Source organism: Spirilliplanes yamanashiensis, assembly GCF_016863475.1.
Classification (GTDB): Bacteria; Actinomycetota; Actinomycetes; order Mycobacteriales; family Micromonosporaceae; genus Spirilliplanes; species Spirilliplanes yamanashiensis.
Genome location: NZ_BOOY01000033.1, coordinates 1 through 24,162 on the forward strand (window position 1 = coordinate 1; position 24,162 = coordinate 24,162).

Genomic DNA, 24,162 nt, shown 5'->3' on the forward strand with positions numbered 1-24,162 from the left:
CCATACTGTGCCGATGTCGCGCTACACCGCCCTCGTCCGGCGCCTCGGCGCCCAGCGCTGGTTCGCCGCCCTCGGCCGGCGGCTCACCCCGCTGGACCGGCGGTTGCACCGGCTCACCGGCGGCCGCTGGTCCGTCATCGGCCGGCACGGGCTGCCGTCGCTGCTCATCACCACCACCGGCCGCACCACCGGCCTGCCCCGCACCCAGCCCCTGCTGTACGCCACCGACGCGGGCGGCTACATCGTGGCCGGCTCCAACTGGGGCCAGCCTCACCACCCGGCCTGGACCGCCAACCTCCTCGCCGACCCGTCCGCCCGCGTGACCGTCGGCTCCCGCGACCTCGACGTCCGCGCCGTCCTGGTGACGGGCCCGGAACGCGACCGGCTGTGGCAGCTCATGCGCTCGATCTGGCCGGGCTACGGGGCGTACGCCGACCGGGCGGAGGGCCGGGAGATCCGCGTCTTCCGGCTGACCCCCGAGGAGTGACCCCCGGCGATCACCAGCCGGAGAACTCCTCGTCGGCCTCCCGCCGAGCTTTGCGGGCCCTCTTGCGGTCCCGGCGGGTCGGTGTGCGCCGCAGGGTCGACGGATGCGGGCGGTCGGGCCGCCGGTACTCCCGACGCCAGTCGAAGCCCCACGCGAACTCGTTGCGGGCCCACAGACCCAGCAGGGCGACCGCGAGGAAACCGCCGCCCCAGATCAGACCGGACAGGCTGTCGCCGAGGCCGCCGCGCGTGTCGCAGGGACGCATGTTCTCCGGCCTGGTCGCATCGATCTCCACGCACACCATCGCGCCGACGTCGGGGTTGCCGGGGATGCCGCGCAGCGGTGTGCTGAACGAACGGTCCTGGTAGACGTACGAGACGTAGTGCTTGTCGTCGTGGAGCTTCCCCCTCTTGTCCAGCTCCGTGAAGATGCCGGGGAGGCGCACGGTGTTCGCGTCGATGCCGCGCTGGACCGGGATCTGCTGCACGATGCCGACCACTTCGGAGCCCAGGCCGATGACGCAGATGCCGATGAGGAACCAGCAGAACGGCACGACCCGGTCGAGAAACGACGACAAGAGATTCACCCATCACCCGGCTACGGCGATGATTGTGGCAATCCCCGGCAAGCGTGCTCGGCCGGCCCGACCGACATCATGAGCCTCCGCCGGTGCGGCGCGGCACGAAGCGGCACGCCACCGCGCCGGCCGGCCGCAGGGTGATCCCGGTGGCCAGCGGCACGGGCGCCGCCGCCGTGTGCAGTGTCCCCGCCCGCAGCAGCACCGCGAGCGCGACCACCGCCTCCGTCATGGCGACGTGGTTGCCGATGCAGGCGCGCGGACCCCCGGCGAACGGGAACCACGCGTAGCGGTGCCGGGCGGCCACCGCGGCGGGGGTGAAGCGGTCCGGGACGTCGGCCGCGGCCGGGACGGGGCCGGCCGGCACCTCGTCGGCCTCGGCGCGGGCGCGGTCCTGGACCTCGGGGTGGTGGCCGAGCAGGTGGCAGGCGAACGTCAGGGCTGTCGACGTCGTCTCGTGCCCGGCCAGCAGGAAGCCGCGCGGGAGGCGGAACGGGCTGAGGCCGCCGCCGGACGTGCGCGCTGAGGACCGGGAACATCGTCCGGATCGCCGGGACGGCCGCGTCGACGCTGGTGCCGAACGGGATCCGCGCCACCACCCGCAGGGTGAACTCGGTCAGCTCGCCGTGCAGGTCCACCGTGCCCGCCGCCGCCCACCGCCGCGCCAGGCGCTGCGACTCCTCGGCCATCGCCGGCACGTACATCGCCGTGCGGCGCGGCGTGAACAGCGGCGCGAGGGTGCGGCGCTGCTGCCGCCACCGCTCGCCCGCGCTGGGTGAGCAGCCCGTCGCCCAGGTGGGCGGCGATCTCCTCGTAGAACGGGGTGATCTTCGGGTAGCCCTGCGCCGAGCAACCGCGACCCGCGCGGGCCAGGGACTGCCGCCGCCGTCATGCCGGACCTCCCGCCGCCGCCTCCAGGCTGCCCGGCCGGGCCCGGCGGGTGAAGCGCGGCGCCGATCCGCGACAGTTCCCGGCGGCGTCAGCCGAGCGCGGCGGCGTCCGGCCAGGCCATGCGCAGCTTGGCGGGGGCGCCGACGAGCCGGGCCGGGTCGCCGCCGGGCGGGGACACCGCCGCGGTCTCCACGCACGTCGCGCCGCACGCCCGGTAGAAGCCCTGGGCGGCGGTGTTCTGCCGCAGCACCCACAGGTACATCCCGCGGCCGGACGCGCCGTCGAGCACGGCGGCGGCGGCGAGCGCCAGCAGCCGGGCGCCGATGCCGCCGCGGTGCCGGTCGTGGGCGACGTGCAGGTTGTCGACGAGGCTGCCCCACGTGGCGTCGCGGTCGAACACCACGTGGGCGAAGCCGACCAGCAGGCCCTCGTCCTCGGCCAGGATGGTGCGGGTGCCGGCCGGCGCGGCGAACCGCGACCGCCACACCGCGCGGCGCTCGGCCACCAGGTCGCCGTCGAGGTACGCGTCGGTGTACGCCCCGCGGTAGTGCCGCCGCCAGCTGTCGGCGTGCAGCGCGGCCACCCGGTCGGCGTCACCGGTGCCGGCCCGGTCGGCGGGGCGGAACGACAGTGCCATGGACGATCCTCCGGGCTCTCCAGACCCCGGCGAAAGTAGCAGCCGCCCGCCGGGGCGGCGATCATCGGTGCATGACGATCGTCGAGCAGCGCGGCGTGCGGGCCCTGCTGGCCGCGGCCCGGGCGGGCGTGTCCCGCGTCGAGCCCGCCCAGGTCGAGGCGGTCGTGCGGGCGGGCGGCCTGCTGGTGGACACCCGCACCGAGACGCAGCGCCGGGAGCAGGGCGAGCTGCCGGGCGCGCTGGTCATCGACCGCACCGTCCTGGAGTGGCGGCTGGACCCCGCCTCACCGCACCGCATCCCCGAGGCCACCGGCTACGACCTCATGGTGGTCGTGGCGTGCCGGCAGGGCTACAGCTCCAGCCTGGCGGCGGCGAGCCTGCGGGCCATGGGCCTGCACCGGGCGACCGACCTGGCCGGCGGGGTCGAGGCGTGGCTGGCCGCGGGCCTGCCGACGACCACCGGTCCGGCCGACGTCCGCCGCTGACCGCGGGTGCGGGCCGGTGCCAGAATCACGGCATGGCTGAGTGGATCTACTTCCTGCACCCGCCGCGCCCGGACTTCGCGGCGACCATGACCGACGAGGAGAAGGCCGTCTGGGGCACGCACTTCGCGCGCCTGCAGCAGCTGCTGGCCGACGGCGTGCTGATCCTCGCCGGGCCGACCCTCGGCGAGACGAACACCGGGGTGGCGGTGATCGAGGCCCCGGACGAGGCCACCGCCCGCCGCATCATGGAGGAGGACCCGGCCGTCGCGAGCGGGTTCGCGACGGGCGAGCTGCGGCCGTTCCAGGTGGCGCTGCTGCGCGGCCGCGACTGACGCCGTCCCGCGGGCCCGCCGGTCGTTGACGGCGGCGGGCCCGGGGAGCAGGCTGGGCCGATGGACAAGGTGGTGCACTTCGAACTGCCCGCCGACGACGTCGAGCGGGCCCAGGCCTTCTACCGCGAGGCCTTCGGCTGGCAACTGAACTCCATGCCCGGCATGGGCTACACCCTGGTGAGCACGACGCCGACCGGCCCCGACGGCGCGCCCAGCGAGCCCGGCGGCATCAACGGCGGCATGCTGAAGCGGCAGGCGCCGATCACCGCTCCCGTCATCACCGTCGGCGTCGACGACATCGACGCGGCGCTCGCCACGGTGGAGCGGCTGGGCGGCTCGGTGGCGCTGGGCAAGCAGCCGGTGGGCGACATGGGGTTCAGCGCCTACTTCGCCGACCCGGAGGGCAACGTCGTCGGGCTGTGGCAGAACGCCTGACGCCGTGCGGGTGCTGACCTGGAACCTGTGGTGGCGCTTCGGCGGTTCCTGGCGGGAGCGCCAGCCGCGGATCGCCGCGGTCCTGGCGGAGCTGCGGCCGGACGTGGCCGGCCTGGTCGAGACGTGGTCCGGCCCGGACGGCACGCAGCCCGCCGCGCTCGCCGCCCCGCTCGGCCTCCACCACGCCTGGGCGCCGACCGCGCTGCCGCCCGCGCCCGACCCGCCCGAGGAGCCCGGCCAGGCCGGGTACGCCGTCGGGCTGGGCCTGCTGAGCCGCTGGCCGATCGCGGCGACGGAGGTGGTGGAGCTGCCGCACGACCAGCGCCCGGGCCCGCCGCCGACGGCGCTGCTGGCCACGCTCGACCACCCGGCCGGGCCGCTGCGCGTCATCGTCGCGTGCATCGAGTGGGAGCCCCGGTACGCCGCCGACCAGCTCGCGCAGGCGCACGCGCTGGCGGCGCTGGCCACCGCCGGGCGCCTGGCCGGTGACCTGCCGGTGCTGCTGATCGGCGACCTCAACGCGGACCCGTCGCAGCCGGGCCTGGCGCCGCTGACGGCGGTGCTCACCGACGCCTGGGCGGCCGGCAGCGGCGACCCGGCCGCCGTCACGCTCGCGTCGACCCACCCGGACGCGCCGCTGGAGGCGGTCGCCCAGATCGACCGCCGCATCGACCACGTGCTGGTGCGGCCCGGGCGGGTGCCGGTCACCGTCGAGCGCGCGTTCCTGGCCGGCGCCGAACCCATCGATGGGCTGCACCCGTCGGACCACCGGGCGGTGGTGGTGGACCTGCGGGTGCCGGGTGGGTGACGCCGTCAGCCGGGCGTCGCCGTGGTCAGCAGGTAGTCGTCGGCGTCGTCGTCCCAGCGCAGGCCGACGGCCTCCGCGGTCGCCGCGGCCTTGCAGAACTGCAGGAAGCTGCGGTAGCCGAGCTTCTTCTCGCTGAAGTCGGGCGCGGCCTTGAGCACCCGGTTCTTGAGGCTGGACAGTGCCACGCCGTCGCGGCCCGCCACGTCGGCCACGACGGCGCGCAGCATCGCGAACGCGGCGTCCCGGTCGCCGTGCTCCGGCAGCGTCACGCCGGGGTCGCCCTTCGCGCCGCCGTCGGTCAGCTCCACCACGCGGCGGTCGGCCAGGTGGCGCAGCAGCTCGCCGAAGGCGCGGAAGCCGTGGTCGGCCTCGTTGAAGGTGGGGTCCTTGCGCAGCAGGGTCCGCTTGAGCGTCGACGCGCTGACGGCGCCGCCGCTGGAGCTGCGCTGCAGGCCGGCCACGGTCTGGGCGACCAGCGCGGCGAGGCCGTCGGCGTCGGGGGCGTCGGCGGCGGGGGCCTCGGGTGCGGCGGCCTCGGGTGCGGGGGTCTCGGGCGTCGCCGGCCGGGGTTCGGGCCGGGTCTCCGGCGGGGCGGCCGGCCGGGTCTGCTGCGGCGCCGCCGGCTCGGCGGCGGCCGGGCGGGACCGCCGCGCCTTCGGCGGCGGCACCTCCACGCCCTCCAGGCGGTCGTAGTAGAGGAACTCGTCGCACGCCGGGGGCAGCATCGCCGAGGTGGTCCGCTCGACGCCGACGCCGATCACCCGCTTGTTCAGCTCGCGCAGCTTGTGCACCAGCGGGGTGAAGTCGCTGTCGCCGGTGCACAGCACGAACGTGGAGATGTAGTCGCGTTCGAAGGCGATCTCGAGCGCGTCGACGACCATCTTGATGTCGGCGGCGTTCTTGCGCGACGCCCCCATGCGCTGTGGGATGTCGATCAGCTCGACGTGCGACCGGGTGAGCATGCGCCGGTCGGCGTCGAAGTACGACCAGTCCGCGTACGCCCGGCGCACCACCACCCGGCCCCGCTCGGCGAGCGCGTCGGCGACGGGCTTCAGCTCGAACGCGAGGCCACCGAGGTGATCGCGCGCGCCGATCGCCAGGTTCTCGTAGTCGAGGAACAGGGCGATGCGCTCCTCTTCGTGATCCACGCCCCGCAGCCTACGCCGACCGGCGGGCCGGACCGCCGCGGACCCGCACCGGCGCTCCTGGTTCGGAAATAGCGGTATTCGCAGGTCGAGAAGTGAATTGGCATTTACGAATGAGCATGAAAATTGTTTTTCCACCGCCCGGGTTTGCCGATTCCCGTCGTTGTCGATTACGTTGATCAGGACGCGTTAACGGACGTTAATCATCGGTGTGGCGCCCCACCGAAAGCCCCCCTTGCAGTCCACATGAAGGAGCACTTCATGAAGACCAGGAAGATTGTCCTGTACCCGCTCGCCTGCGCGGCCGCCGTCGCGGCGAGTTCGCTGGTCGCCGTCTCGCCGGCCGGCGCGCACGGATACGTCTCCAGCCCGCCGAGCCGCCAGGCGCAGTGCGCCCAGGGCGCCGTGGCCTGCGGCGACGTGACCTACGAGCCGCAGAGCGTCGAGGCCGCCAAGGGCTCGACGGAGTGCAACGGCGGCGCCGAGCGCTTCGCCGAGCTGAACGACGACGGCAAGGGCTGGCCGCGCACCAGCGTCGGCACCAGCACCGAGTTCAGCTGGACGCTGACCGCGCGGCACTCGACCGCCACCTGGGAATACTTCGTCGGCGACGACCTCGTCGCGTCGTTCGACGGCGGCGGCGCACAGCCGGGCGCCACGGTCACCCACACCGTCGACCTGAGCGGGTACACCGGCGACCAGACCGTCCTCGCCCGCTGGAACGTGGCCGACACCGCGATGGCGTTCTACGCCTGCGTCGACCTGCGCGTCGGCTGATAGGTCCGGCACGGCCGTGGGCCCGCGCGAATCGTCGCGCGGGCCCACGCCGGAATGCGGTGACTACGGTCCGGTCGTCAGGTACTGGATCTCCGCGCCGCGGCGGGCCGTGCCCCCCTTGTCGTTGATGATCCGGTTGATCGTGCCCTGGCCGCCCAGCGAGACGGTGACCATGTTGGTGAACCGGATGCCCGGCTTCACCGGCGCCTCGAACGCGCGCTCGCCCACCACCGACTCGTCGAGGGTGAACACGCAGTAGCTGCCGAGGCCCCACGCCTGGTGGTCGTTGACGCTGTCGGCGACCTTGTACGCCGCGTAGCCGCGGGTGGAGCCGTTCATCCAGGCCGCCTGGTTGGGCATCTCGTACGGCATCTCGTTCTGGTAGAAGTAGGTCCGGCCGCGCTCGCCGTTCCAGACGGTCTGGTACTTCTGGAAGTGCTCGACGAACAGGCCGTACATGGTGACGTCTGCGCCGTTGACGACGAGGCCCTGGTCGGCGGTGTTGACCGACCAGCCGACGCCGTCGCCGTGGTCCGCGCGCCACAGCCACATGTGGTCGCCGATCACGTGGTTGCTGTTGATGACGAGCGTGTTGGTGGCCCGCCCGACGCCCGGCCCGCCGATGCGGAAGAAGACGTCGTGCAGCGAGATCGGGTTGCCCGCGTTGTTCGCGTTCGCGCCGGGCGCGCCGACCTCCATCAGGGTCGGTGAGGTGGTGGGGCCGGCGTCGAACATGATGCCGGCGACCTTCACCCCGGCGACGTCGGCGACCTTCATCGGCACGACGCCGTTGTCGGCGGCGAACGTGGCCAGGCCGAGGCCGAGCACGACGGTGTCGGGCCGGTTCACGGTGATGGTCTGGTTGACGTGGTGGGTGCCGGGCGTGACGAGCAGGTGCTTGCCCTGGGCCAGCGCGGCGTTGATGGTGGCGGCGATGGTGCCCGGCCGGACGACGAAGAAGTCGGCGAGCGAGATCGACGTGCCGGCGGGGGTCTTGCCGAACCAGCTGGTGCCGGTGGTGTTCTGCCGCAGCGCGGGCACGAAGACCCGGTACTCGCCGTTGGCGACGTACAGGAACGGCTTCTCCCGCACGACCGGCGTGCTGGGAATGACGGTGTGCGACGGGTTGGGGAAGTTCGGCGGCGGGGCGCCCTGCACGCCCTGGAACACCATGTTCCACACCGAGCCGGACCAGCTGCCGAACTCGCTGTTGCGCGAGTACCACTGCTGCTGGCTGCCGGACACGACCGCGCCGTCGACCTTCGTGTCGGCCATCAGGCCGCCGGACGACCAGCCGTCGCCGCCGTTCCACAGCTGGATCTGGTTCTGCGCGCCCTTCAGGTGCATGCGCCGGTACGGGGCGGCCTGGCTGACCGCGTACCGCTCGACCGTGACGCCGGCCGGCAGCTGCACGGACAGGTTCTCCGAGGTGCGCCAGAAGTTCTGGGTGGCGTTGCCGCCGAACCAGTCGGCCTCGACGCGCACGTGGCCGTTGATGGTGACGTCGTCCGGGGACATGCCCAGGCCGGCGACCTGGGTGAAGAAGCCCAGGTTGACGTCGGCGGTGTAGGTGCCCGGCTTGAACAGCACGGCGTGCCGCTCGGGGCCGAACTGGTTGGTCTCCTGGGCGTCGAAGATGGCGTCGAGGCGGCTCTGGATCGTCGCGGCGGGCGTCGCCGGGTCGACGACGAACGTGTTCGGCCCGAAGTCCGGGTTGCGCGGGTCGGTGGGCTCCACCGGGGTGACCGTGCCGGGCGTCGACGTGAGCACCCGCAGCTCCCACAGCGAGTAGCCGTAGCCGGTGGCGCGGGCGGTGCCGGTGAGCCGCACGTAGCGGGCGTCCGCCGGGGTGACGGTCACCGTCTCGGTGCCGCCGGCGCCGGTGGTGGTGCTGTGCACGGTGGTCCAGGCGGCGCCGTCCGTCGAGGCCTCGATCCGGTACGCCCGCGCGTACGCGCCCTCCCACTGCAGCACCACCTGGCAGAGCCGCTGCACCGAGCCCAGGTCGACGCGGATCCACTGCGGATCGGCGAACCGGCTGGACCAGCGGGTGCCGGCGTTGCCGTCGACGGCCTTCTCGGGGCCGGTGTCGGCGCCCTCGGAGCTGGACGCGGTGGCCGGGCGGCCCAGGGCGGCGTTCGCGGGCAGGCACGGCCCGGCGGTCGGCCCGCCGGCGACGGTCCCGTACACCTTGAACTCCCACAGCGAGTAGCCGTAGCCGCTGCCGCGGGCCGTGCCGTACAGCCGCACGTAGCGGCCGGTGCCACTGACGGTGAGCGTCTCGGTGCCGCCGGCGCCGCTGGTGGTGGTGTGGATCGGCGTCCAGGCGCTGCCGTCGGGGGACGTCTCGATCCGGTACGCCCGCCCGTACGCGCCCTCCCACTGCAGCACGACCTGGCTGACGGTGGCGGTGGCGCCGAGGTCGACGCGGATCCACTGCGGATCGCTGAACTGGCTGGACCAGCGCGTCCCGGCGTTGCCGTCGAACGCCTTGTCGGCGGTCACGTCGGCGCCCTCGGCCGACGAGGCGAGGGCGGGGCGGCCCTGCGACAGCAGGGTGTCGGCGGCGCCGGCCGCGGTGACGGTGACGGCGGTGAGCCCGGCGGCGACGGTGAGCACAGCAGCCACGGCGGCGACCAGGCGGGACCGGCGCCGGGGCCGGGCGGGTGGTGGTGGCGGGGTGGGGACGGGGATGGGACGCATGGGCCTGCCTGTCGGGACGGGGTGGCGCGGGCAGCGGCTGGGGGGACGCGGCCCGCGCCGGAACAGGGCTCCGCTCGCGGCCGCTTTCCGGGGCCGCGATTGGAGAGCGCTCTCCAAGCGTCTCGAGTGTTACGCCGATGTTGCCGGACGTCAATACGCGCCGGTCCCGGGCCCGTGGTTCCGTAACAAGTGGGTCGTTGACACCCGCGGCGCGCGGCTCGGAGAGTGGGAAACCCGTCCCCCGGATCCCGGAGCGTGCCGCGATGACCGAAACCCGCCGCCTCCCGGCGCGGCCGGTCGAGCCCGCACCCACGACCACCCCGACGGCGGGGCGGGTGGTGGGCGGGGCCGCGGGCCGGGGCGCGGGCCGGGCGGTGGGCGAGGGCGCGGGCCGGGCCGCGGTGCCGGCGGTGGGCCGGGCCGCGGCCGCCCTCGCCTTGGTGCTGGTCGCGGGCTGTGGCGGGTCACCCGCGCCGACCGCGTCACCCACCGCGGCGGCACCTCCGTCGGCGACCGCCGGCCCCGCCGCGCCCGCCGGGTCCGCCGCCGGGCGGCTCAACGGGACCGACACGGCGTGGTTGCAGCTCACCATCGCGATGGACGAGGCCCTCGTACCCCTGCTCGACCTGGCCCCGCGGCAGAGCGCGGACGCCGCCGTCCGGGCCCTGGCCGCGGACGTGCGCGCCGACCACGTGGCGGCGCTCGCGGCGTTGCGGGGCATCCGGGACGCGGCCGGGCTGGGGGGCGCGAACCCGCACGCCGGGCACCGGATGCCCGGCATGGTGACGCCCGACGTGGTGGCGGCGGCGGGGCGCGCCACCGGGCCGGCGTTCGACGTGCTGCTGCGTGACGCGCTGCTGGGCCACCTCGACCAGTGCGTCAGGGTGGCGGCCGGCGAGCGGGAGGCGGGCGCGGATCCGGAGGTGCGGCGGTGGGCGGGGCGGATCGCCGCGGACCGGGCGGCCGACCGCGAGCGGGTCGCGAAGCTGCGCTGACCCGAGCGGGCGGCCGGGGATGATCGCCCCCGAACATCCCCGGCCGCGCTCGGCGGGGGCGGGCCGTGGCCGGCCCCCGGGTCAGTGGCCGCCGCTCACGGCAACCGGTAGTCCTCCGTCAGGGCGGCCCCCCGCTCCGGCTTGTAGAGGTCGAAGCCGCGCGGGTTGCACTGCAGGCCGCCGTTGATGCAGTGGGTCAGCAGAGCGTTCAGGATCGGAGTGTCCCACGCCTGATAGAAGTCGTAGTGGAACGAGTATCCACGACCGCTCGACAGTCGCACACGCGACATGTCCCCACTGACGGGGAAGGCCATTTTGAACTCGACCATCGGCACGGCCACCGGGTGGGTGGCGGGGCAGACGCCGACGACGGGGTAGGCCATGTGGGACTTGTGGTCGGGGGTGTCCAGGTGCCGCCCGTCCCAGCAGCTGGGCGCCTGGTAGCGGATGTTGAGCTGGGTGCCGGCCGGGCAGGTCGCCGGGAAGTCCCAGTTGAAGGCGCTGTCGCCGCACTCCCAGCCCTCGACGCGGCCGGGCGCGTGCTGGAACTCGTCCCGGGTGGCGGCGGGGCTGCCGACGACGTAGCGCAGGCCGGGCGGGAACATCCGCACGCTGCGGTAGTCGATCACGCCGGACTTGTAGTAGATGACCTGCGGGCCCTCCGGCATGACGGGGGTGTCGCCGTTGAACAGCGTCGGCATCCAGTACGCGCTCTTGTCGCCGGGCGTGACGCAGGCGGTGCCGCCGGCGCGCAGCGAGTCGAGTGTGGTGGCCGCGTTCGTGGTGCGGTTGCCCAGGAACGTGTGCAGGTGGGAGGCGCCGGGCAGGCCGGGGAAGATGATCGGGTCGTCGGGCAGGTTCGTGCGGCTGACCGCGCAGTTGGCCTGGAACTCGTGGTGGGAGGCGTACGGCGGGGTGGCGGTGGACGGCACGACGCCGGTGACGGGCGGGTCGGCGAGCACGTAGCCGGGGCCGCCGGTGGGGGCCGGGCCGGCCGTGGAGGTGCCGAAGACCTTGAACTCGTACAGCGAGTAGCCGTAGCCGGTGGCGCGCTGGGTGCCGAGCATGCGCACGTACCGGCCGGTGCCGTTGACGGCGATGGTCTGGGTGCCGCCGGCGCCGTTCGTGGTGGTGTGGACGGTGGTCCAGGCGGCGCCGTCGGGCGAGGTCTGGATCTGGAACGCCCGGGCGTACGCGGCCTCCCAGTGCAGTTCGACCCGGGTGACGGCAGCGGTGGCGCCGAGGTCGACGCGCAGCCACTGCGGGTCGCTCCAGGCGCTGCCCCACCGGCTGGCGGGGTTGTCGTCGAAGGCGCCGGCGGCCGGGGACTCGCCGAGCTCGGTGGACGAGGCGAGCGCCGGCCGGTTGAGCGACAGCAGGCTCTCCGCGGCCTCGGCGGGCCGCAGCGGGGCGGCCGCGAGCAGGGCGGACGCGACGACGGCGGTGGCGGCGGCGGCGCCGAGGCGCCGCCGTCTCCGGGCGGCTGGGGATGGGGACATGGGGGTCTCCCGTGGGTGAGGACGGGCAATGAGGCTTGGAGAGCGCTCTCCATGAGCGTCCTCGACGGGTTTGCCCTCGTCAAGGCCGCTACGGTTCCGGTACCGCCGCCCCCGGCGAGCGGAGAGCGCTCTCCCGTCGTGCTATAAATCCCCCATGGAACGTCTGCCGACGCTGGAGGATGTCGCCCGCGTCGCGGGAGTCTCCCGGGCCACCGTGTCCCGGGTGATCAACAACACCCGCAACGTCGACCCGCAGCTGCACGAGGTCGTGTGGAACGCGGTCGGCGCCACCGGCTACGTGCCGAACCGGGCCGCCCGCTCCCTGGTCACCCGCCGCACCGGCACCGTGGCGCTGGTCGTCTCCGACGCCGAGAGCCACGACGACGACCCGTTCATGAGCCGGTTCTTCGCCGACCCGTACTTCGGCCGCGTCGTCGGCGGGCTGATGAGCGTGCTGCGCCCCGCCGGCCAGCAGCTCGCCCTGCAGATCGTCGGCACCGAGGACGCCCGGGCCCGGCTCGTCGGCGACCTGCGCCAGGGCCAGTCCGACGGCGTCGTCGTGCTGTCGCTGCCGCCGCACGACACGCTGCCGCGCATGCTCACCGACGCGAGTCTGCCCGCCGTCATGATCGGCCGGCCCGCCGACCCGGTGCCGATCAGCTACGTCGACCTGGCCAACGACACCGGCGCCGCGCTGGCCGCCGAGCACCTTGTGGCCCGCGGCTGCCAGCGGGTCGGGCTGATCTCCGGCCCCGTCGACGTGCCCGCCAGCCAGGACCGGATCACCGGCTTCCGGCGGGCGATGGCCCGGCGCGGGCACGCGTTCGTGCCGTCGGTGGCCGGCAACTTCACCCACGACAGCGGCGAGGCGGGCGCCGCCCGGCTGCTCGCCGACCATCCCGACCTCGACGGGCTGTTCGTCGCCAACGACCTGATGGCCCAGGGCGCCCTGCTCGCGCTGCGCGACGCCGGCCGCCGGGTGCCCGACGACGTGGCCGTGGTCGGCTTCGACGACAGCAGCGCCGCGCTGGCCGCCCGGCCCGCCCTCACCACCGTCCGGCACCCGCTGGAGGACATGGCCGCCGAGAGCGCGCGGCTGCTCCTCGCCCGCATCGACGACCCGTCACAGCGTGTGACCTCGGTCATCTACGAGCCGACGCTGGTGGTCAGAGGGTCGGCCTGAGCACCGCTGTCCGGTTTCCGGCACCGGAGAAGGCCTCATCGGGCGTCACGCCCCGTCGATGATGGCGGGTGACAGCCGCCGCCCGACCCGTGAGGACCCGATGACGCCGCCGGAGGACGACCCGTTGATCCGGCGCACCGTGCGGCGCCGGACCACCGTCCCGGCGGCGCGACGGGGCGCGCGCCTGCGGGCCGCGCTGCGCGCCGGGCTGCGGCCCGACCGGGTGCTCGCCGTCGGCATGCCCCTGGTCGCCGCCGCCGGCGTGGTGGCAATCGTCCTGCTCACCGCCGCCCACTCGATCTGGCCCGGGCTCATCGCGGTCGTCGCGGCGCCCGTCGTGGTCACCTTCTACGTCGTCACGTCCCGCCGGGGCGGCCGCCTGATCGGCGAGCTCGGCGCGGAGGTCGCCGAGCTGCGCTCGCAGGCCGCCCGGTTCCGGCTGCTCGTGCAGAACTCCTACGACGTCGTCACCATCAGCCGCGCCGACGGCACCATCACGTACATGAGCGGCGGCTCGCAGCGCATGTTCGGCCGCACCCCCGGCCAGCGCCAGGGCGCGAACATCCTCGAGTTCATCCACCCGGACGACCAGGAGCGGGTGGCCGGCTACTTCGACGAGGTGGCCCGGACGCCCGACGCGTTCGTGCTCTACCAGTGCCGCTTCCGGCACGCCGACGGCAGCTGGCGGTGGATCGAGATCCTCAGCACCAACCTGCTGCACGAGCCCAGCGTGCGCGGCATCGTCTGCAACACCCGGGACATCACCGAGAACCGCGAGCTGCAGGACCGGCTCAGCCACGACGCCAGCCACGACGTGCTCACCGGCCTGGCGAACCGGGCGCTGTTCGCCGACCGGGTCGCCGCGGCGACCGGCCGCGCGCAGCCCGGCGCCACGACCAGCGTCGTGCTCGTCGACCTGGACGACTTCAAGACCGTCAACGACACCCTGGGCCACGCCGCCGGCGACGCGCTGCTCGTGCAGGTCGCCGAGCGGATGCGCCACGAGCTGCGCCCCGGCGACGTCGTCGCGCGCCTCGGCGGCGACGAGTTCGCCCTGCTGCTCACCACGTCGCAGCCCGCCGACGTGGACCGGCTGCTCGGCCGCGTCCGCGAGCGGCTGCGCCGGCCGGCCGACATCGACGGCCGGCCCATCGCCGCGCAGGCCAGCTTCGGCATCGCCGAGGCGCAGCCCGGCGACACCGCCGGCGAGCTGCTGCGCCGCGCCGACGTCGCCATGTACGAGGCCAAGGCGCGCGGCAACGGCGACTGGCACCGCTACACCGACGGCCTGGAGGCCCGCGGCGCCGAGCGCGCCCGGGTGACCGCCGAGCTGCGCCGCGCGCTCGACGCCGGCGAGCTGCGCCTGCACTACCAGCCGGTGGTCGGGCTGCCCGACGGCGACCTGCTCGGGGTGGAGGCGCTGGTGCGCTGGCAGCACCCGGAGCGCGGCCTGCTCGGCCCGGCCGACTTCATCCCGTACGCCGAGGGCAGCGGGCTCATCGTGCCGCTGGGCCGCTGGGTGCTGCGCGAGGCCTGCCGCCAGGCCGCGCTGTGGCTGCGCGCCCACGGCGACCGCGCCCCGCGCACCGTCAGCGTCAACGTGTCGGCCCGCCAGCTGCACGAGCCCGGCCTGGCCGCCGAGATCGCCGACGCGCTGCGCGACCACGGGCTGCCCGCCCACCGCCTCGTCGTCGAGATCACCGAGTCGACCGCCGTCGAGGGCGAGGCCGCCTGGGCCACCGTGGCCCGCATCCGCGAGCTGGGCGTGCGGGTGTCCCTGGACGACTTCGGCACCGGCCAGTCCACGCTGACCATGCTGGCGCACTGCCAGGTCGACCAGATCAAGCTGGACCGCTCGTTCGCGCCGGTGCCCGGACCCGACACCATCGCGACGGCGGTGGCGCAGGTCGCCCGCGCCCTCGGCATCGAGACGGTGGCCGAGGGCGTCGAGACGCCGGCGCAGGCCCAGCGGCTGCACGCGCTCGGGTTCGCCCGCGCGCAGGGGTTCCACTTCGCCCACCCGATGCCGGCCGCGGACATCGACGCGGCCCTGGACGACCCGGCCGTGCTGGCCGCCACCGCCTGACCCGGCGCCTCACCAGGTGGCGAACACCCGCGCCTGGCCCCCGGAGCCGTCCTGGAACGGGATCAGCCCGACCACGACCGTCGCCCCGGCCGGCGGGACGCGGCCCAGGTTCGCCAGGTTCTCCAGCCCGTAGCGGTCGGCCCCGGCCAGCAGCAGGTGGGCGTCGAACGTCGTGGACCGTCCCGGGTCGATGCTGAGCGTGTCCACCCCGACGCTGCGGATGCCCCGCCGGCGCAGCAGCCACTCGCAGGCCTCCGCCCCGAACCCGGGGAAGTGCAGCGTGCCGTTCGCGTCGGCGCCCCGGTACGCGGCGGCGTCGCCGGCCCGGGCGCCCCAGCCCGAGTACATGAGCACGGCGGCGCCGCGCGGGATGCGGCCGTGCCGGCGCTCGTGCGCGCGCAGGTCGTCGACCGTGACGACGGTGTCGGGGTCGCGCGCCGCCCGGGCCGCGACGTCGACCACGACGGCCGGGGTGACCAGCTCGTCGAGGCGCAGCTCGGTGGACGTCCGGCCGCCCGGCACGAAGTGGCCGGGCGCGTCGACGTGGGTGCCGTAGTGCTCCAGCAGGCGCCACTCCTGCAGGTAGTAGCCGTCGTCCTCGATGGTCACCCACGTGCGCTTCGCGGCCTCCTCGCCGGGCGCGAACGCGGGGAACGTGGTGGTGAGCGGGTAGGTCAGGTCGCGCAGCCGCGACCCGAGCCGGGCGGCCGGCGCGGGTGACGCCTGCGCGGGCGCGGCGGCTACGAGACCGGCGGCCGCGGCCGCGGCGCCGGTCAGCGCGGCCCGGCGGGAGAGGCGGCCGGCGCGGGACTGCTGCAGACACTCCTCGGTGCACATGCAGCAGGTGTCCCGCATCCGGGCCGATCTGTCAACCGCGGCCCAGGCCGGCGTCGCGGGCCCGGACGATGGCCTCCGCGCGGTCGGCGACCTGGAGCTTGGCGAACACGTTGGACACGTTGTTGCGCACCGTCTTCGGCGACAGGAACAGCGCGCCGGCGATCTGGGCGTTGGAGCGCCCGGCCGCGAGCAGCTCCAGGATCTCCCGTTCGCGGGCGGTCAGCTGCGGGAACGGCGTCTCCGGCACGGCCGGGCCGGCGGTGAAGAACTCGGCGATGCGGCGGGCCAGCGGCGCGCCGAACACGGCGCCGCCCGCGGCGACGGTGGTGATGGCGCGGACGATCTCCTCCTGCTCGGCGCCCTTGACGAGGTAGCCGCGGGCCCCGGCCCGGACGGCCGCGAACACCGTGCCGTCGTCCTCGCTCATGGTCAGCACGACCACGCCGACGCCGGGCGCCTCGGCGGCCAGGCGGCGGGTGGCGTCGACGCCGTTGAGGCGCGGCATCTGCACGTCCATCACGACGACGTCGGGCAGCAGCCTGACGGCCGTGGCGACCGCCTCCACGCCGTCGGCGGCGGTGCCCACCACCTCGACCCCGTCGACGGAGCCGAGCAGCATGGCGAGCCCGTCGCGGAAGACCGGGTGGTCGTCGGCCACGACGACCCGCACGTCGTCGTCAGGCACGGGCCACCTCCACGGCTGCGAGCGGAAGACGCGCGCGCACCACCGTGCCGCGCTCGTCGGGGCACTCTATCCGGGTGTCGCCGCCCAGCTCGGCGGCGCGCTCGCGCAGCGAGATCAGCCCGACGCCGCTGGCCGTGCCGGCCGGGATGCCGGTGCCGTCGTCGGCGACCTCCACGATCAGGTCGCCGCCCTCGACGGCCAGCCGCACCCGGCAGACCGACGCGGACGCGTGCCGGGCCACGTTGGCCAGCGCCTCGGACGCGATCCGGTACGCGGCCACCTCGACGGCGGCGGGCAGCGCGTCGAGCGCGTCGCCCCCGTCCACGGTGATGGTGAGCCCGGGGGCCCGCAGCCGCTCGGCCTGCTGCCGCACGGCGCCGAGCAGCCCCACGTCGTCGAGCGCGGGCGGCCGCAGGTCGTGCACGAGGCGGCGCACGTCGGCCAGCGCGGCCGTGACGTCGTCGCGGGCCTGCCGCAGCAGCCGGTCGGCCTCCGCCGGCTTCTTCGCCGCCAGGTTGCGGGCGGTGTCGATGCGCAGCGCCACCCCGCCCAGGCTGGGACCCAGGCCGTCGTGCAGGTCGCGGCGCAGGCGGCGGCGCTCCTCCTCGCGGGCGGCGACGATCTGCTCGCGGCTGCGCTGGAGTTCGCCGGCCAGGTGCGAGGCCCGGGCGGCCGCGGCGGCCTGGCGGACCACGTCGGCGAGCAGCCGCTCGTCGCGGGCGCTCAGCGCGGCCCGGGCGCCGCCGCGGGGCAGCACGAGCCGCCCGACGGGCTCGCCGCGCCAGGTGATCGGCAGCACCTGGGTGTCGGCCGGCTCGACGCCGTGCGCGGCGACGATGCGCTCGCCGCCGGCCCGGTCCACCTCCACGGCCACGTACGGCGACCGGAACGCCTCGGCGACGCTCTGCGCCACGGCGACGAGCTGCACCTCGGGGGTGGGCGAGCGTTCCAGCCGCTCGGCCAGCCCGGCCACCACCCCGTACGCGTCGTCGCGGCGGCCCAGCACGAGCCGCCGCACGGCCAGCCACAGCCGGTGCCGCAGCGGCCCGTACACGGCGGTGACCAGCAGCAGCGCCACGACGGCGGCGTCGCGCTCGGCCAGCCGCTCGCCCAGCAGGGCGCTGGCCAGGCCCAGCACGCACGCGTCGACGACCAGGACGGTCACGGCGAGCGCCGCGTACACCAGCGTGCCGCCGAGCAGCCGGTCGATGTCGACGAGCTGCGGCCGCACGACGCCGATCGCCAGCGCCAGCCCGGTGACGGCGACCGCGGCGGTGAGGCCGACCGACGTCCACGCCTCCGGCAGCACGGTCGACGACAGCATGACCAGCACGTCGACGATCGCGGCCCACAGCAGCCAGCGCATCCGGGCCCGGCGCACCGGGTCGCCGGCGGCGGCGCGGTAGCGGCGCACCACCACCAGGAACGGCACCACCAGGCCGAGGGGCACGAGCGCGCGCGCCACGGCCAGCAGCGGCAACCAGACGCCGTCGGGCAGCGGCAGGGTCGTGAGGTCGAGGTCCAGCCGGGCGAACGGGGCGGGCACCGCGCCGCCGGCGTCGGCCTGGGCGATGCCGGACGGCACCACGAGCAGCACCGCCGGCAGCAGCGCCGCCCCGGCCAGCCCGGCGATGGACGCCGCCCGCCACCACCGGCCGCGCGGCAGGCGGCCGTCCGGGTACAGCAGCAGGATCAGCGGCAGCGACAGCAGCAGGGTCGCGCCGAGGCGCTGGAACACCCAGAACGCGAGGTCGGCGCCGGGCAGCACGGGGTCGTGCAGGGTGGCGTACGCGAGCCACGCGGCCGCGAGTCCGTCCAGCGCCCAGTGCACGCCGGTGACGGCGAGCACCCACGCCACCGGGTGCCGGGGCGCCCGGCGCAGCAGCAGCGCCCCGGCCACCGCCAGGGCGACACCGGACAGCCCGGCGAACCAGCCCGGGTCCAGCACGGTCTCGGCCCGGTGCGCCGCCGGCACCTGCGCGTCGAGCACCGCCGCGGCGGCGATGGCGCCGACCCCGAGCAGCACGGTCAGCGCGGGCAGGACCCGGGGCGGGCGCGCGTCGTCCTTCACCGCGCCATCGTCGCAGCGCGGGCGTCCCCCGGTCTCTGGGACTCGTGTCCCGACCTGCCCGGGACACCGCGCGGGACCCGATCGGGGGCGCGCGGCCCTGCCGGCCCGGGACGGCGTCCCGACAGAGTTCTCCTCGTCAGCGGGGCACACCGCACCGCACGGAACGAGGGACCACAGCCATGACGATCACCGCAGCCCCCGCGACCACCACGACCACCGACGCCACCACCGCCACCACGGCCGCCGCCTCGGACACCGCCCGGTTCGTCCGGCGCACCGGCGTGGCGCTCGCCGCCGGCGCCGCCATCTGGGCCGGCGCGATGGCCGCCTACAGCCCGCAGACCACCGACCCGGTCGGCATCACCGTCGTCGACCTGGGCGCGCTGCCCTTCCAGGGCGCCCTGTTCGCGCTGGTCACCGCCCAGCTGCGCACGGCGGCGACCGGCACCTCCCGGTTCGCCCGGGGGATGCTGCGCCTCGAGTACGTGCTGCTGGCCCTCGCCACGCTGTGGACGGTGCTGCACGGCGCGTTCTGGTCGCTGCGCGGCGAGCCGTGGCTGGCGGTGCTGGACGCCTTCTGGCCGCTGTCGATGCTCGGCATGTTCGCCATCGGCGTCAAGATCGCCTTCGCGAAGCGCTGGACCGGCCCGCTGCGCGGCTGGCCGCTGGTCGCGGAGAGCTGGGCCGTCGTGTCCGTGCCCGCCCTGGTGATCTTCGGGGTCGGCGTCGGCCAGGCCGTCGGCTCCCTGCACGCCCTCATCGGCTACGGCGGCCTCGGCCTGCTGCTCGCCCTGCGCCCGCACCTGACCGGCGCCCGCTGACCACCCCCACCCACGACCGGAACCGGAGTCCTCGCCATGTCGCTCACCATCACGCCCGTCCCCGCCCGCACCGACGACCCCGCCGCGCCCGCCGCCGGCACCGCCCGCCTCGTCCGCCGCGCCGGCATCGCCGTCGCCGCCGGCGCCGCCGTCTGGGGCACCACGATGTTCCTCGTCAGCCCGCAGGCCACCGACCCCACCGGCATCACCCTCGGCGACGTGGGGGCGCTGCCCTTCCAGGCCTCGCTGTTCGTGCTGGTCACCGCGCAGCTGCGGACGATGGCGACCGGCGTCTCCCGGCTGGCCCGCGGCCTGCTCCGCGTCGAGTACGTGCTGCTCGCCCTGGCCACCCTGTGGACCGTGCTGCACGCGGCCGTCCCGGCCTTCCGCGACGACCTCTGGCTGGCGGTGCTCGACGTCTTCTGGCCGCTGTCGATGCTCGGCATGTTCGTCATCGGCGTGAAGATCGCGTTCGCCGGCCGGTGGCGCGGCGCGGCCCGGGTGTGGCCGTCGGTCGCCGAGAGCTGGGCCGTCGTCAGCGTCCCCGCGATGGTGGTGTTCGGGGAGACCGCCGGGCAGTACGTCGGCGCGAGCCACCTGTTCGTCGGCTACGGCGTCCTCGGCCTGATCCTGGCGCTGCGCCCGCACCTGACCGGCGCCCGCTGACCCGCCCCGCACCCCCGCCCGGCCCCCGGCCCCGGCCACGTCCCCCGACGTGACCGGGGCCGCCGGTGCAGGATGGGGGCATGGCTGACGGCACGTACGTGAACCCGTCCGGGGAGTTCACCCGGGACCAGAACTACATCGCCACGCGGATCACCGCCGACGGGCGCGACGGCTGGCCCGTCGAGCCGGGCCGGTACCGGCTGGTCGTGAGCCGGGCCTGCCCGTGGGCGAACCGGTCGATCATCGTGCGGCGCCTGCTCGGGCTGGAGGACGTGCTGTCGATGGGCGTCGCCGGCCCGACGCACGACAAGCGCAGCTGGACCTTCGACCTGGACCCGGACGGGCGCGACCCGGTGCTCGGCATCGAGCGGCTCCAGGAGGCGTTCTTCAAGCGCTTCCCCGGCTACGAGCGCGGCATCACCGTCCCGGCGATCGTGGACGTGCCCACCGGGCAGGTCGTCACGAACGACTTCGCGCAGATCACCATCGACCTGTCGCTGGAGTGGACGGCGCACCACCGCCCGGGCGCCCCGCAGCTGTACCCGGAGCACCTGCGCGAGGAGATCGACACGGTCAACCGGGTGGTGTTCGCCGACGTGAACAACGGCGTCTACCGGGCGGGCTTCGCCGGCACCCAGGAGTCGTACGAGAAGGCGTTCGACCGGTTGTTCGGCCGCCTCGACTGGCTGTCGGAGCGGCTGGAGCGCCGGCGGTACCTGGTGGGCGACACCATCACCGAGGCCGACGTGCGGCTGTTCACGACGCTGGCCCGGTTCGACCCGGTGTACCACGGCCACTTCAAGTGCAACCGCAGCAAGCTGACGGAGATGCCGGTGCTCTGGGCGTACGCGCGGGACCTGTTCCAGACGCCCGGGTTCGGCGACACCACCGACTTCGACCACATCAAGCGGCACTACTACGAGGTGCACCGCGACATCAATCCCACCGGCATCGTGCCGAAGGGCCCGGACCTGAGCGACTGGATGACGCCGCACGGGCGCGAGTCGCTCGGCGGTTCGCCATTCGGCGAGGGCACCCCGCCGGGGCCGGTGGCGGACGGCGAAAAGGTGCCCGCGGCGCATTCTCCGCTGCCGTAAAGGCAGGTCAGGCTTACCTAAGTGATTATCGGAATGGGTAGGCGAACCTTAGTCGGAACAATTGCGGAAATTTGGCGGGGCGGCCCGGCGAATAGCGCGGAAATGCATTATCGTCGGTGCCGGATGAAGGAGGTAGCACCATGACCGACATGCTTGAGATGCCCCGCGTCTCCGAATGTTCCGTGACCGGGTGCGGTTACAACCACGACGGCTGTCACGCCTTCGCGATCACCGTGGGCGGCTCGGCCGCGCGGTGCGACACGTTCATCGACACCACCGCCAAGGGCGGCCTGGACCGGGTCATCGCCCAGGTCGGCGCCTGCCACCGCACCGACTGCACGTTCAACTCCGAGCTCGAGTGCGGCGCGCCCGCCATCCGGGTCGCGCCCGGCAAGGACATCGCCGACTGCATGACCTACGAGCCGCGCTGACCGCTCGACAGCGCTGAGCGCACCGCGCGCGACGGGCGGCCCGGGACCGACGGTCCGGGGCCGCCCGCGCCGTTGCTGCGGCTACCATCGACGGCCATGACCAGCGCCCCGGTGACCATCGACGTCGAACACCGCACCGGACCGGCGCTCACTGTCGTGCGGGTGGCGGGCGAGCTCGACTTCGGCAGCACGCCCCGGCTGACCGCCGCCCTGGCCGGCGAGCCGCGCGACGGCGGCGCCCTCGTGCTCGACCTCACCGCGGTCGGGTTCTGCGACTCCAGCGCCCTGGGCGCCATGATCTCCCTGCACAAGGCGGCCGCCGAGCGCGGCGGCCGGTTCTACGTCACGGGCGCCAACCCGCAGGTGCTGTCGGCCATCCGGGTCACGTCGCTCGACCGGCTGTTCCTGATCCGGCCCGACGTCGGCACGGTGCTGGCCGAGGTAGCGGGATGACCGGGGGCGCCGACGGCGCCCGGCGCCTGCGCGCCGTCCGCGCCGCCGGGGCCGCCCGCCGCGCGGCGGAGGCCGCCCCCGACCTGGTCGCGGGCGCCGCGCGCGCCGCGGAGACCCTGCTCGCCGAGCTGGTCGACGACGCCGGCCGGCCGCTGCTGGCCGGCGTGCGGCTGCGCCTGTCCCCCGGCGCGGACCTGGCCACCGCGGGCCACACCACGGGGACCGGCGTGCTGGTGGACCAGCCGCTCGGCGACGGCCCGGCGCTGACCGCCGAGCTGCACCCCGTCCGGCCGGGCGCCTGCGCCGACGACGTGCTGCGCACCGCCGCCGCCGGGATCCGCGCCGGGCTGCTCGCGCACGCCGGCGACGCCGCCGGCCACCGCGACGCGCTGCGCGACCAGCTCGACCGCGCCGAGGCCGCGCTCGCCGAGCACGACGCCGGGGCGTCCCGGCCGGACCTTCTCGACACCCTGCAGAGCATCGGGCGGCGGCTCACCTCCCAGCTCGACCTGGACGCGCTCGTCCAGGACGCGACCGACGCGGCCGTGGTCGCGACCGGCGCCGCGTTCGGGGCGTTCTTCTACAACCTCATCGACGACTACGGCGAGTCGTACACGCTGTACACCCTGTCCGGCGTGCCGCGCTCGGCGTTCGAGCGGTTCCCGATGCCGCGCAACACCGAGGTGTTCGCGCCGACGTTCGCCGGCGCGGGCACCGTGCGCAGCGACGACATCACCGCCGACCCGCGCTACGGGCACAACGCCCCGCACGCGGGCATGCCCGAGGGGCACCTGCCGGTGTGCAGCTACCTGGCCGTGCCGGTGGTGTCGCCGTCGTCCGGCGAGGTGCTCGGCGGCTTCTTCTTCGGCCACCCCGAACGCGCCCGGTTCACGGCGCGGCACGAGGAGCTGGCCGAGGGCATCGCCGGGTACGCCGCGATCGCCCTCGACAACGCCCGCCTGTACGGCCGCCAGCGCGCGATGGCCACCGAGCTGCAGCGCAGCATGCTGCCCGTCATCGGCACGGTGCCCGGCTTCCAGGTCGTCGGCCGCTACCTGCCGGCCGCCACCGGTTCCGAGGTCGGCGGCGACTGGATCGACGTGGTGGAGCTGCCGGCCGGGCGCACCGCGTTCGTCATCGGCGACGTGATGGGGCGCGGGGTGCCGGCCGCCACGGTCATGGGCCAGGTGCGCACGGCGATCCGCGCGTACGCGCTGCTGGACCTGCCGCCCGGCCAGGTGCTCGCGCACGTGTCCGAGCTGGCCGCGGCGCTGTCCGGCCACCAGTTCATCACCTGCGTCTACGCGGTGCACGACCCGGCCGAGGCGACGATCACGTACGCCAACGCGGGGCACCTGCCGCCCGCGGTGGCGGACCCGGACGGCCGGGTCACCGTCCTCGACGAGCGCCTCGGCATGCCGCTGCGGGTCGGCGCCGCGTTCGCCGAGCGGGAGGTGCCGTTCCCGCCCGGGGCGTCCCTGCTGCTGTACACCGACGGCCTGGTGGAGCGGCGCCGCCGGGCGCTGCCGGACACGGTCACCGACCTGGCGGCGGCCTGGCGCGACGTGGTGTCCCGGCCGCCGGAGGAGGCGGAGGCCGCCTGCGACGCCCTGATCCGCGGCCTCACCCAGGGCCGCTACGACGACGACGTCGCCCTGCTGCACGTGCGCGACCTGGCGGCGGACCGGCGCACGGCCGCGATGGCGCTGACCGCGGACAGCGACGTGGCCGCCCGCGCCCGGCAGTTCGTGCGCGACAACCTCCAGCGGTGGGACGCCGCCGCGGCCGTCGACCGGGCGCTGATGATCGTGACGGAACTGGTGGCGAACGCGGTGCGGCACACCGGCGCGCCGGTGCGGCTGCGCCTGCACGCCGGCGCCCACCGGCTCGTCATCGCCGTGGCCGACGCCGACCACCGCACCCCGCGCCGGCACGACCCGGACCTGCTGGAGGAGGGCCACCGCGGGCTGCTGCTGGTGGACGCGTTCGCGGCCCGCTGGGGCAGCCGCCCGACGCCCGACGGCAAGGTGGTCTGGGCGGAGGTCCCGCTGCACGGCTGAC

The 24,162-nt window shown here is 75.1% G+C and carries 23 protein-coding genes and 3 pseudogenes; 15 read left to right on the plus strand and 11 right to left on the minus strand.

Translation table 11 applies throughout. The annotated features are described in order from the left end of the window. Positions 1–13 precede the first annotated feature (13 nt). The gene (locus tag Sya03_RS23595) at positions 14–487 is read left to right on the plus strand and encodes a nitroreductase/quinone reductase family protein (RefSeq protein WP_203940582.1); all 474 of its coding nucleotides are present in this window, start codon (positions 14–16) and stop codon (positions 485–487) included. A 10-nt stretch (positions 488–497) separates the two neighbouring features. Here Sya03_RS23595 and Sya03_RS23600 read toward each other — a convergent pair whose 3' ends face one another. From Sya03_RS23600 to Sya03_RS23610, 5 genes and pseudogenes are all read right to left on the minus strand, one after another. Next, positions 498–1,064: a hypothetical protein gene (locus Sya03_RS23600; RefSeq protein WP_203940583.1), complete on the minus strand. Its 567-nt coding sequence runs from the start codon at positions 1,062–1,064 to the stop codon at positions 498–500. Between the two features lie 76 nt (positions 1,065–1,140). Continuing rightward, on the minus strand, positions 1,141–1,431 hold the full coding sequence (locus Sya03_RS23605) for a cytochrome P450 (RefSeq protein WP_239107793.1): 291 nt from the start codon (positions 1,429–1,431) through the stop codon (positions 1,141–1,143). A 9-nt stretch (positions 1,432–1,440) separates the two neighbouring features. After that, positions 1,441–1,536 (minus strand): annotated as a pseudogene (locus Sya03_RS31895) (cytochrome P450); the annotation flags it as partial. Positions 1,537–1,639: 103 nt separating this feature from the next. Next, positions 1,640–2,152 (minus strand): annotated as a pseudogene (locus Sya03_RS31900) (cytochrome P450); the annotation flags it as partial. Next, positions 2,044–2,592 carry a GNAT family N-acetyltransferase gene (locus Sya03_RS23610; protein WP_203940584.1) on the minus strand — a complete coding sequence of 183 codons (549 nt, stop codon included), beginning with the start codon at positions 2,590–2,592 and terminating at the stop codon, positions 2,044–2,046. The gene Sya03_RS23610 and the pseudogene Sya03_RS31900, both read right to left, overlap by 109 nt. A gap of 71 nt (positions 2,593–2,663) precedes the next feature. Here Sya03_RS23610 and Sya03_RS23615 point away from each other — a divergent pair, with 71 nt between their 5' ends. Genes Sya03_RS23615 through Sya03_RS23630 form a run of 4 tightly spaced genes read left to right on the plus strand, consistent with a single transcriptional unit; the run spans position 2,664 to position 4,652 of the window. Continuing rightward, positions 2,664–3,077, plus strand: coding sequence for a rhodanese-like domain-containing protein (locus tag Sya03_RS23615; protein WP_203940585.1), 414 nt, complete (start codon positions 2,664–2,666; stop codon positions 3,075–3,077). Positions 3,078–3,109: 32 nt separating this feature from the next. After that, positions 3,110–3,409 carry a YciI family protein gene (locus Sya03_RS23620; RefSeq protein WP_203940586.1) on the plus strand — a complete coding sequence of 100 codons (300 nt, stop codon included), beginning with the start codon at positions 3,110–3,112 and terminating at the stop codon, positions 3,407–3,409. A 60-nt stretch (positions 3,410–3,469) separates the two neighbouring features. Beyond that, positions 3,470–3,844: a VOC family protein gene (locus Sya03_RS23625; protein WP_203940587.1), complete on the plus strand. Its 375-nt coding sequence runs from the start codon at positions 3,470–3,472 to the stop codon at positions 3,842–3,844. 4 nt (positions 3,845–3,848) lie between these two features. Continuing rightward, positions 3,849–4,652, plus strand: a complete 804-nt coding sequence (locus tag Sya03_RS23630; protein ID WP_203940588.1) for an endonuclease/exonuclease/phosphatase family protein — start codon at positions 3,849–3,851, stop codon at positions 4,650–4,652. A gap of 5 nt (positions 4,653–4,657) precedes the next feature. On the opposite strand, the gene Sya03_RS23635 is transcribed toward Sya03_RS23630, so the two are convergent. Next, a complete protein-coding gene (locus Sya03_RS23635; protein ID WP_203940589.1) occupies positions 4,658–5,800 on the minus strand; it encodes an NYN domain-containing protein in 1,143 nt (380 codons plus the stop codon). A gap of 258 nt (positions 5,801–6,058) precedes the next feature. Between Sya03_RS23635 and Sya03_RS23640 the strand changes: the two are divergent. After that, positions 6,059–6,568, plus strand: a pseudogene (locus Sya03_RS23640) (lytic polysaccharide monooxygenase auxiliary activity family 9 protein); the annotation flags it as partial. 69 nt (positions 6,569–6,637) lie between these two features. Here Sya03_RS23640 and Sya03_RS23645 read toward each other — a convergent pair. Continuing rightward, positions 6,638–9,277, minus strand: coding sequence for a discoidin domain-containing protein (locus tag Sya03_RS23645; protein WP_203940591.1), 2,640 nt, complete (start codon positions 9,275–9,277; stop codon positions 6,638–6,640). A 263-nt stretch (positions 9,278–9,540) separates the two neighbouring features. Between Sya03_RS23645 and Sya03_RS23650 the strand changes: the two genes are divergently transcribed. Further along, the gene (locus tag Sya03_RS23650; RefSeq protein ID WP_203940592.1) at positions 9,541–10,272 is read left to right on the plus strand and encodes a DUF305 domain-containing protein; all 732 of its coding nucleotides are present in this window, start codon (positions 9,541–9,543) and stop codon (positions 10,270–10,272) included. A 95-nt stretch (positions 10,273–10,367) separates the two neighbouring features. Here the strand turns inward: Sya03_RS23650 and Sya03_RS23655 are convergent, their stop codons facing one another. After that, positions 10,368–11,771 (minus strand): DUF1996 domain-containing protein, encoded by a 1,404-nt coding sequence (locus Sya03_RS23655; RefSeq protein ID WP_203940593.1) that lies wholly within the window; start codon positions 11,769–11,771, stop codon positions 10,368–10,370. A 154-nt stretch (positions 11,772–11,925) separates the two neighbouring features. Here Sya03_RS23655 and Sya03_RS23660 point away from each other — a divergent pair, with 154 nt between their 5' ends. Both Sya03_RS23660 and Sya03_RS23665 read left to right on the plus strand, forming a co-directional pair. Beyond that, positions 11,926–12,954, plus strand: a complete 1,029-nt coding sequence (locus tag Sya03_RS23660) for a LacI family DNA-binding transcriptional regulator (protein WP_203940594.1) — start codon at positions 11,926–11,928, stop codon at positions 12,952–12,954. Between the two features lie 100 nt (positions 12,955–13,054). Then, on the plus strand, positions 13,055–15,040 hold the full coding sequence (locus Sya03_RS23665; RefSeq protein ID WP_203940595.1) for a putative bifunctional diguanylate cyclase/phosphodiesterase: 1,986 nt from the start codon (positions 13,055–13,057) through the stop codon (positions 15,038–15,040). A 9-nt stretch (positions 15,041–15,049) separates the two neighbouring features. Here Sya03_RS23665 and Sya03_RS23670 read toward each other — a convergent pair whose 3' ends face one another. Genes Sya03_RS23670 through Sya03_RS23680 form a run of 3 tightly spaced genes read right to left on the minus strand, consistent with a single transcriptional unit; the run spans position 15,050 to position 18,633 of the window. Next, positions 15,050–15,877 carry a cyclase family protein gene (locus Sya03_RS23670; RefSeq protein WP_203940596.1) on the minus strand — a complete coding sequence of 276 codons (828 nt, stop codon included), beginning with the start codon at positions 15,875–15,877 and terminating at the stop codon, positions 15,050–15,052. A gap of 31 nt (positions 15,878–15,908) precedes the next feature. Continuing rightward, positions 15,909–16,562 carry a response regulator gene (locus tag Sya03_RS23675; RefSeq protein WP_239107794.1) on the minus strand — a complete coding sequence of 218 codons (654 nt, stop codon included), beginning with the start codon at positions 16,560–16,562 and terminating at the stop codon, positions 15,909–15,911. Further along, positions 16,555–18,633, minus strand: coding sequence for a sensor histidine kinase (locus Sya03_RS23680; RefSeq protein ID WP_203940597.1), 2,079 nt, complete (start codon positions 18,631–18,633; stop codon positions 16,555–16,557). The genes Sya03_RS23675 and Sya03_RS23680 overlap by 8 nt, the downstream gene beginning before the upstream one ends. Before the next feature lie 179 nt (positions 18,634–18,812). Between Sya03_RS23680 and Sya03_RS23685 the strand changes: the two genes are divergently transcribed. The 6 genes from Sya03_RS23685 to Sya03_RS23710 all read left to right on the plus strand — a co-directional run bounded on the left by Sya03_RS23685 (position 18,813) and on the right by Sya03_RS23710 (position 24,161). Continuing rightward, complete coding sequence (locus Sya03_RS23685) at positions 18,813–19,454, plus strand: hypothetical protein (protein ID WP_203940598.1); 642 nt, start codon at positions 18,813–18,815, stop codon at positions 19,452–19,454. Positions 19,455–19,490: 36 nt separating this feature from the next. Continuing rightward, positions 19,491–20,120, plus strand: a complete 630-nt coding sequence (locus tag Sya03_RS23690; protein ID WP_203940599.1) for a hypothetical protein — start codon at positions 19,491–19,493, stop codon at positions 20,118–20,120. An 80-nt stretch (positions 20,121–20,200) separates the two neighbouring features. Continuing rightward, the gene (locus Sya03_RS23695; RefSeq protein WP_203940600.1) at positions 20,201–21,217 is read left to right on the plus strand and encodes a glutathione S-transferase family protein; all 1,017 of its coding nucleotides are present in this window, start codon (positions 20,201–20,203) and stop codon (positions 21,215–21,217) included. 140 nt (positions 21,218–21,357) lie between these two features. Further along, on the plus strand, positions 21,358–21,648 hold the full coding sequence (locus Sya03_RS23700) for a DUF1540 domain-containing protein (RefSeq protein WP_203940601.1): 291 nt from the start codon (positions 21,358–21,360) through the stop codon (positions 21,646–21,648). Between the two features lie 96 nt (positions 21,649–21,744). Next, positions 21,745–22,101 (plus strand): STAS domain-containing protein, encoded by a 357-nt coding sequence (locus Sya03_RS23705; protein ID WP_203940602.1) that lies wholly within the window; start codon positions 21,745–21,747, stop codon positions 22,099–22,101. Next, the gene (locus Sya03_RS23710) at positions 22,098–24,161 is read left to right on the plus strand and encodes an ATP-binding SpoIIE family protein phosphatase (protein WP_203940603.1); all 2,064 of its coding nucleotides are present in this window, start codon (positions 22,098–22,100) and stop codon (positions 24,159–24,161) included. Before Sya03_RS23705 ends, Sya03_RS23710 begins: the two co-directional genes overlap by 4 nt. The last annotated feature ends 1 nt before the right edge of the window (position 24,162 follow it).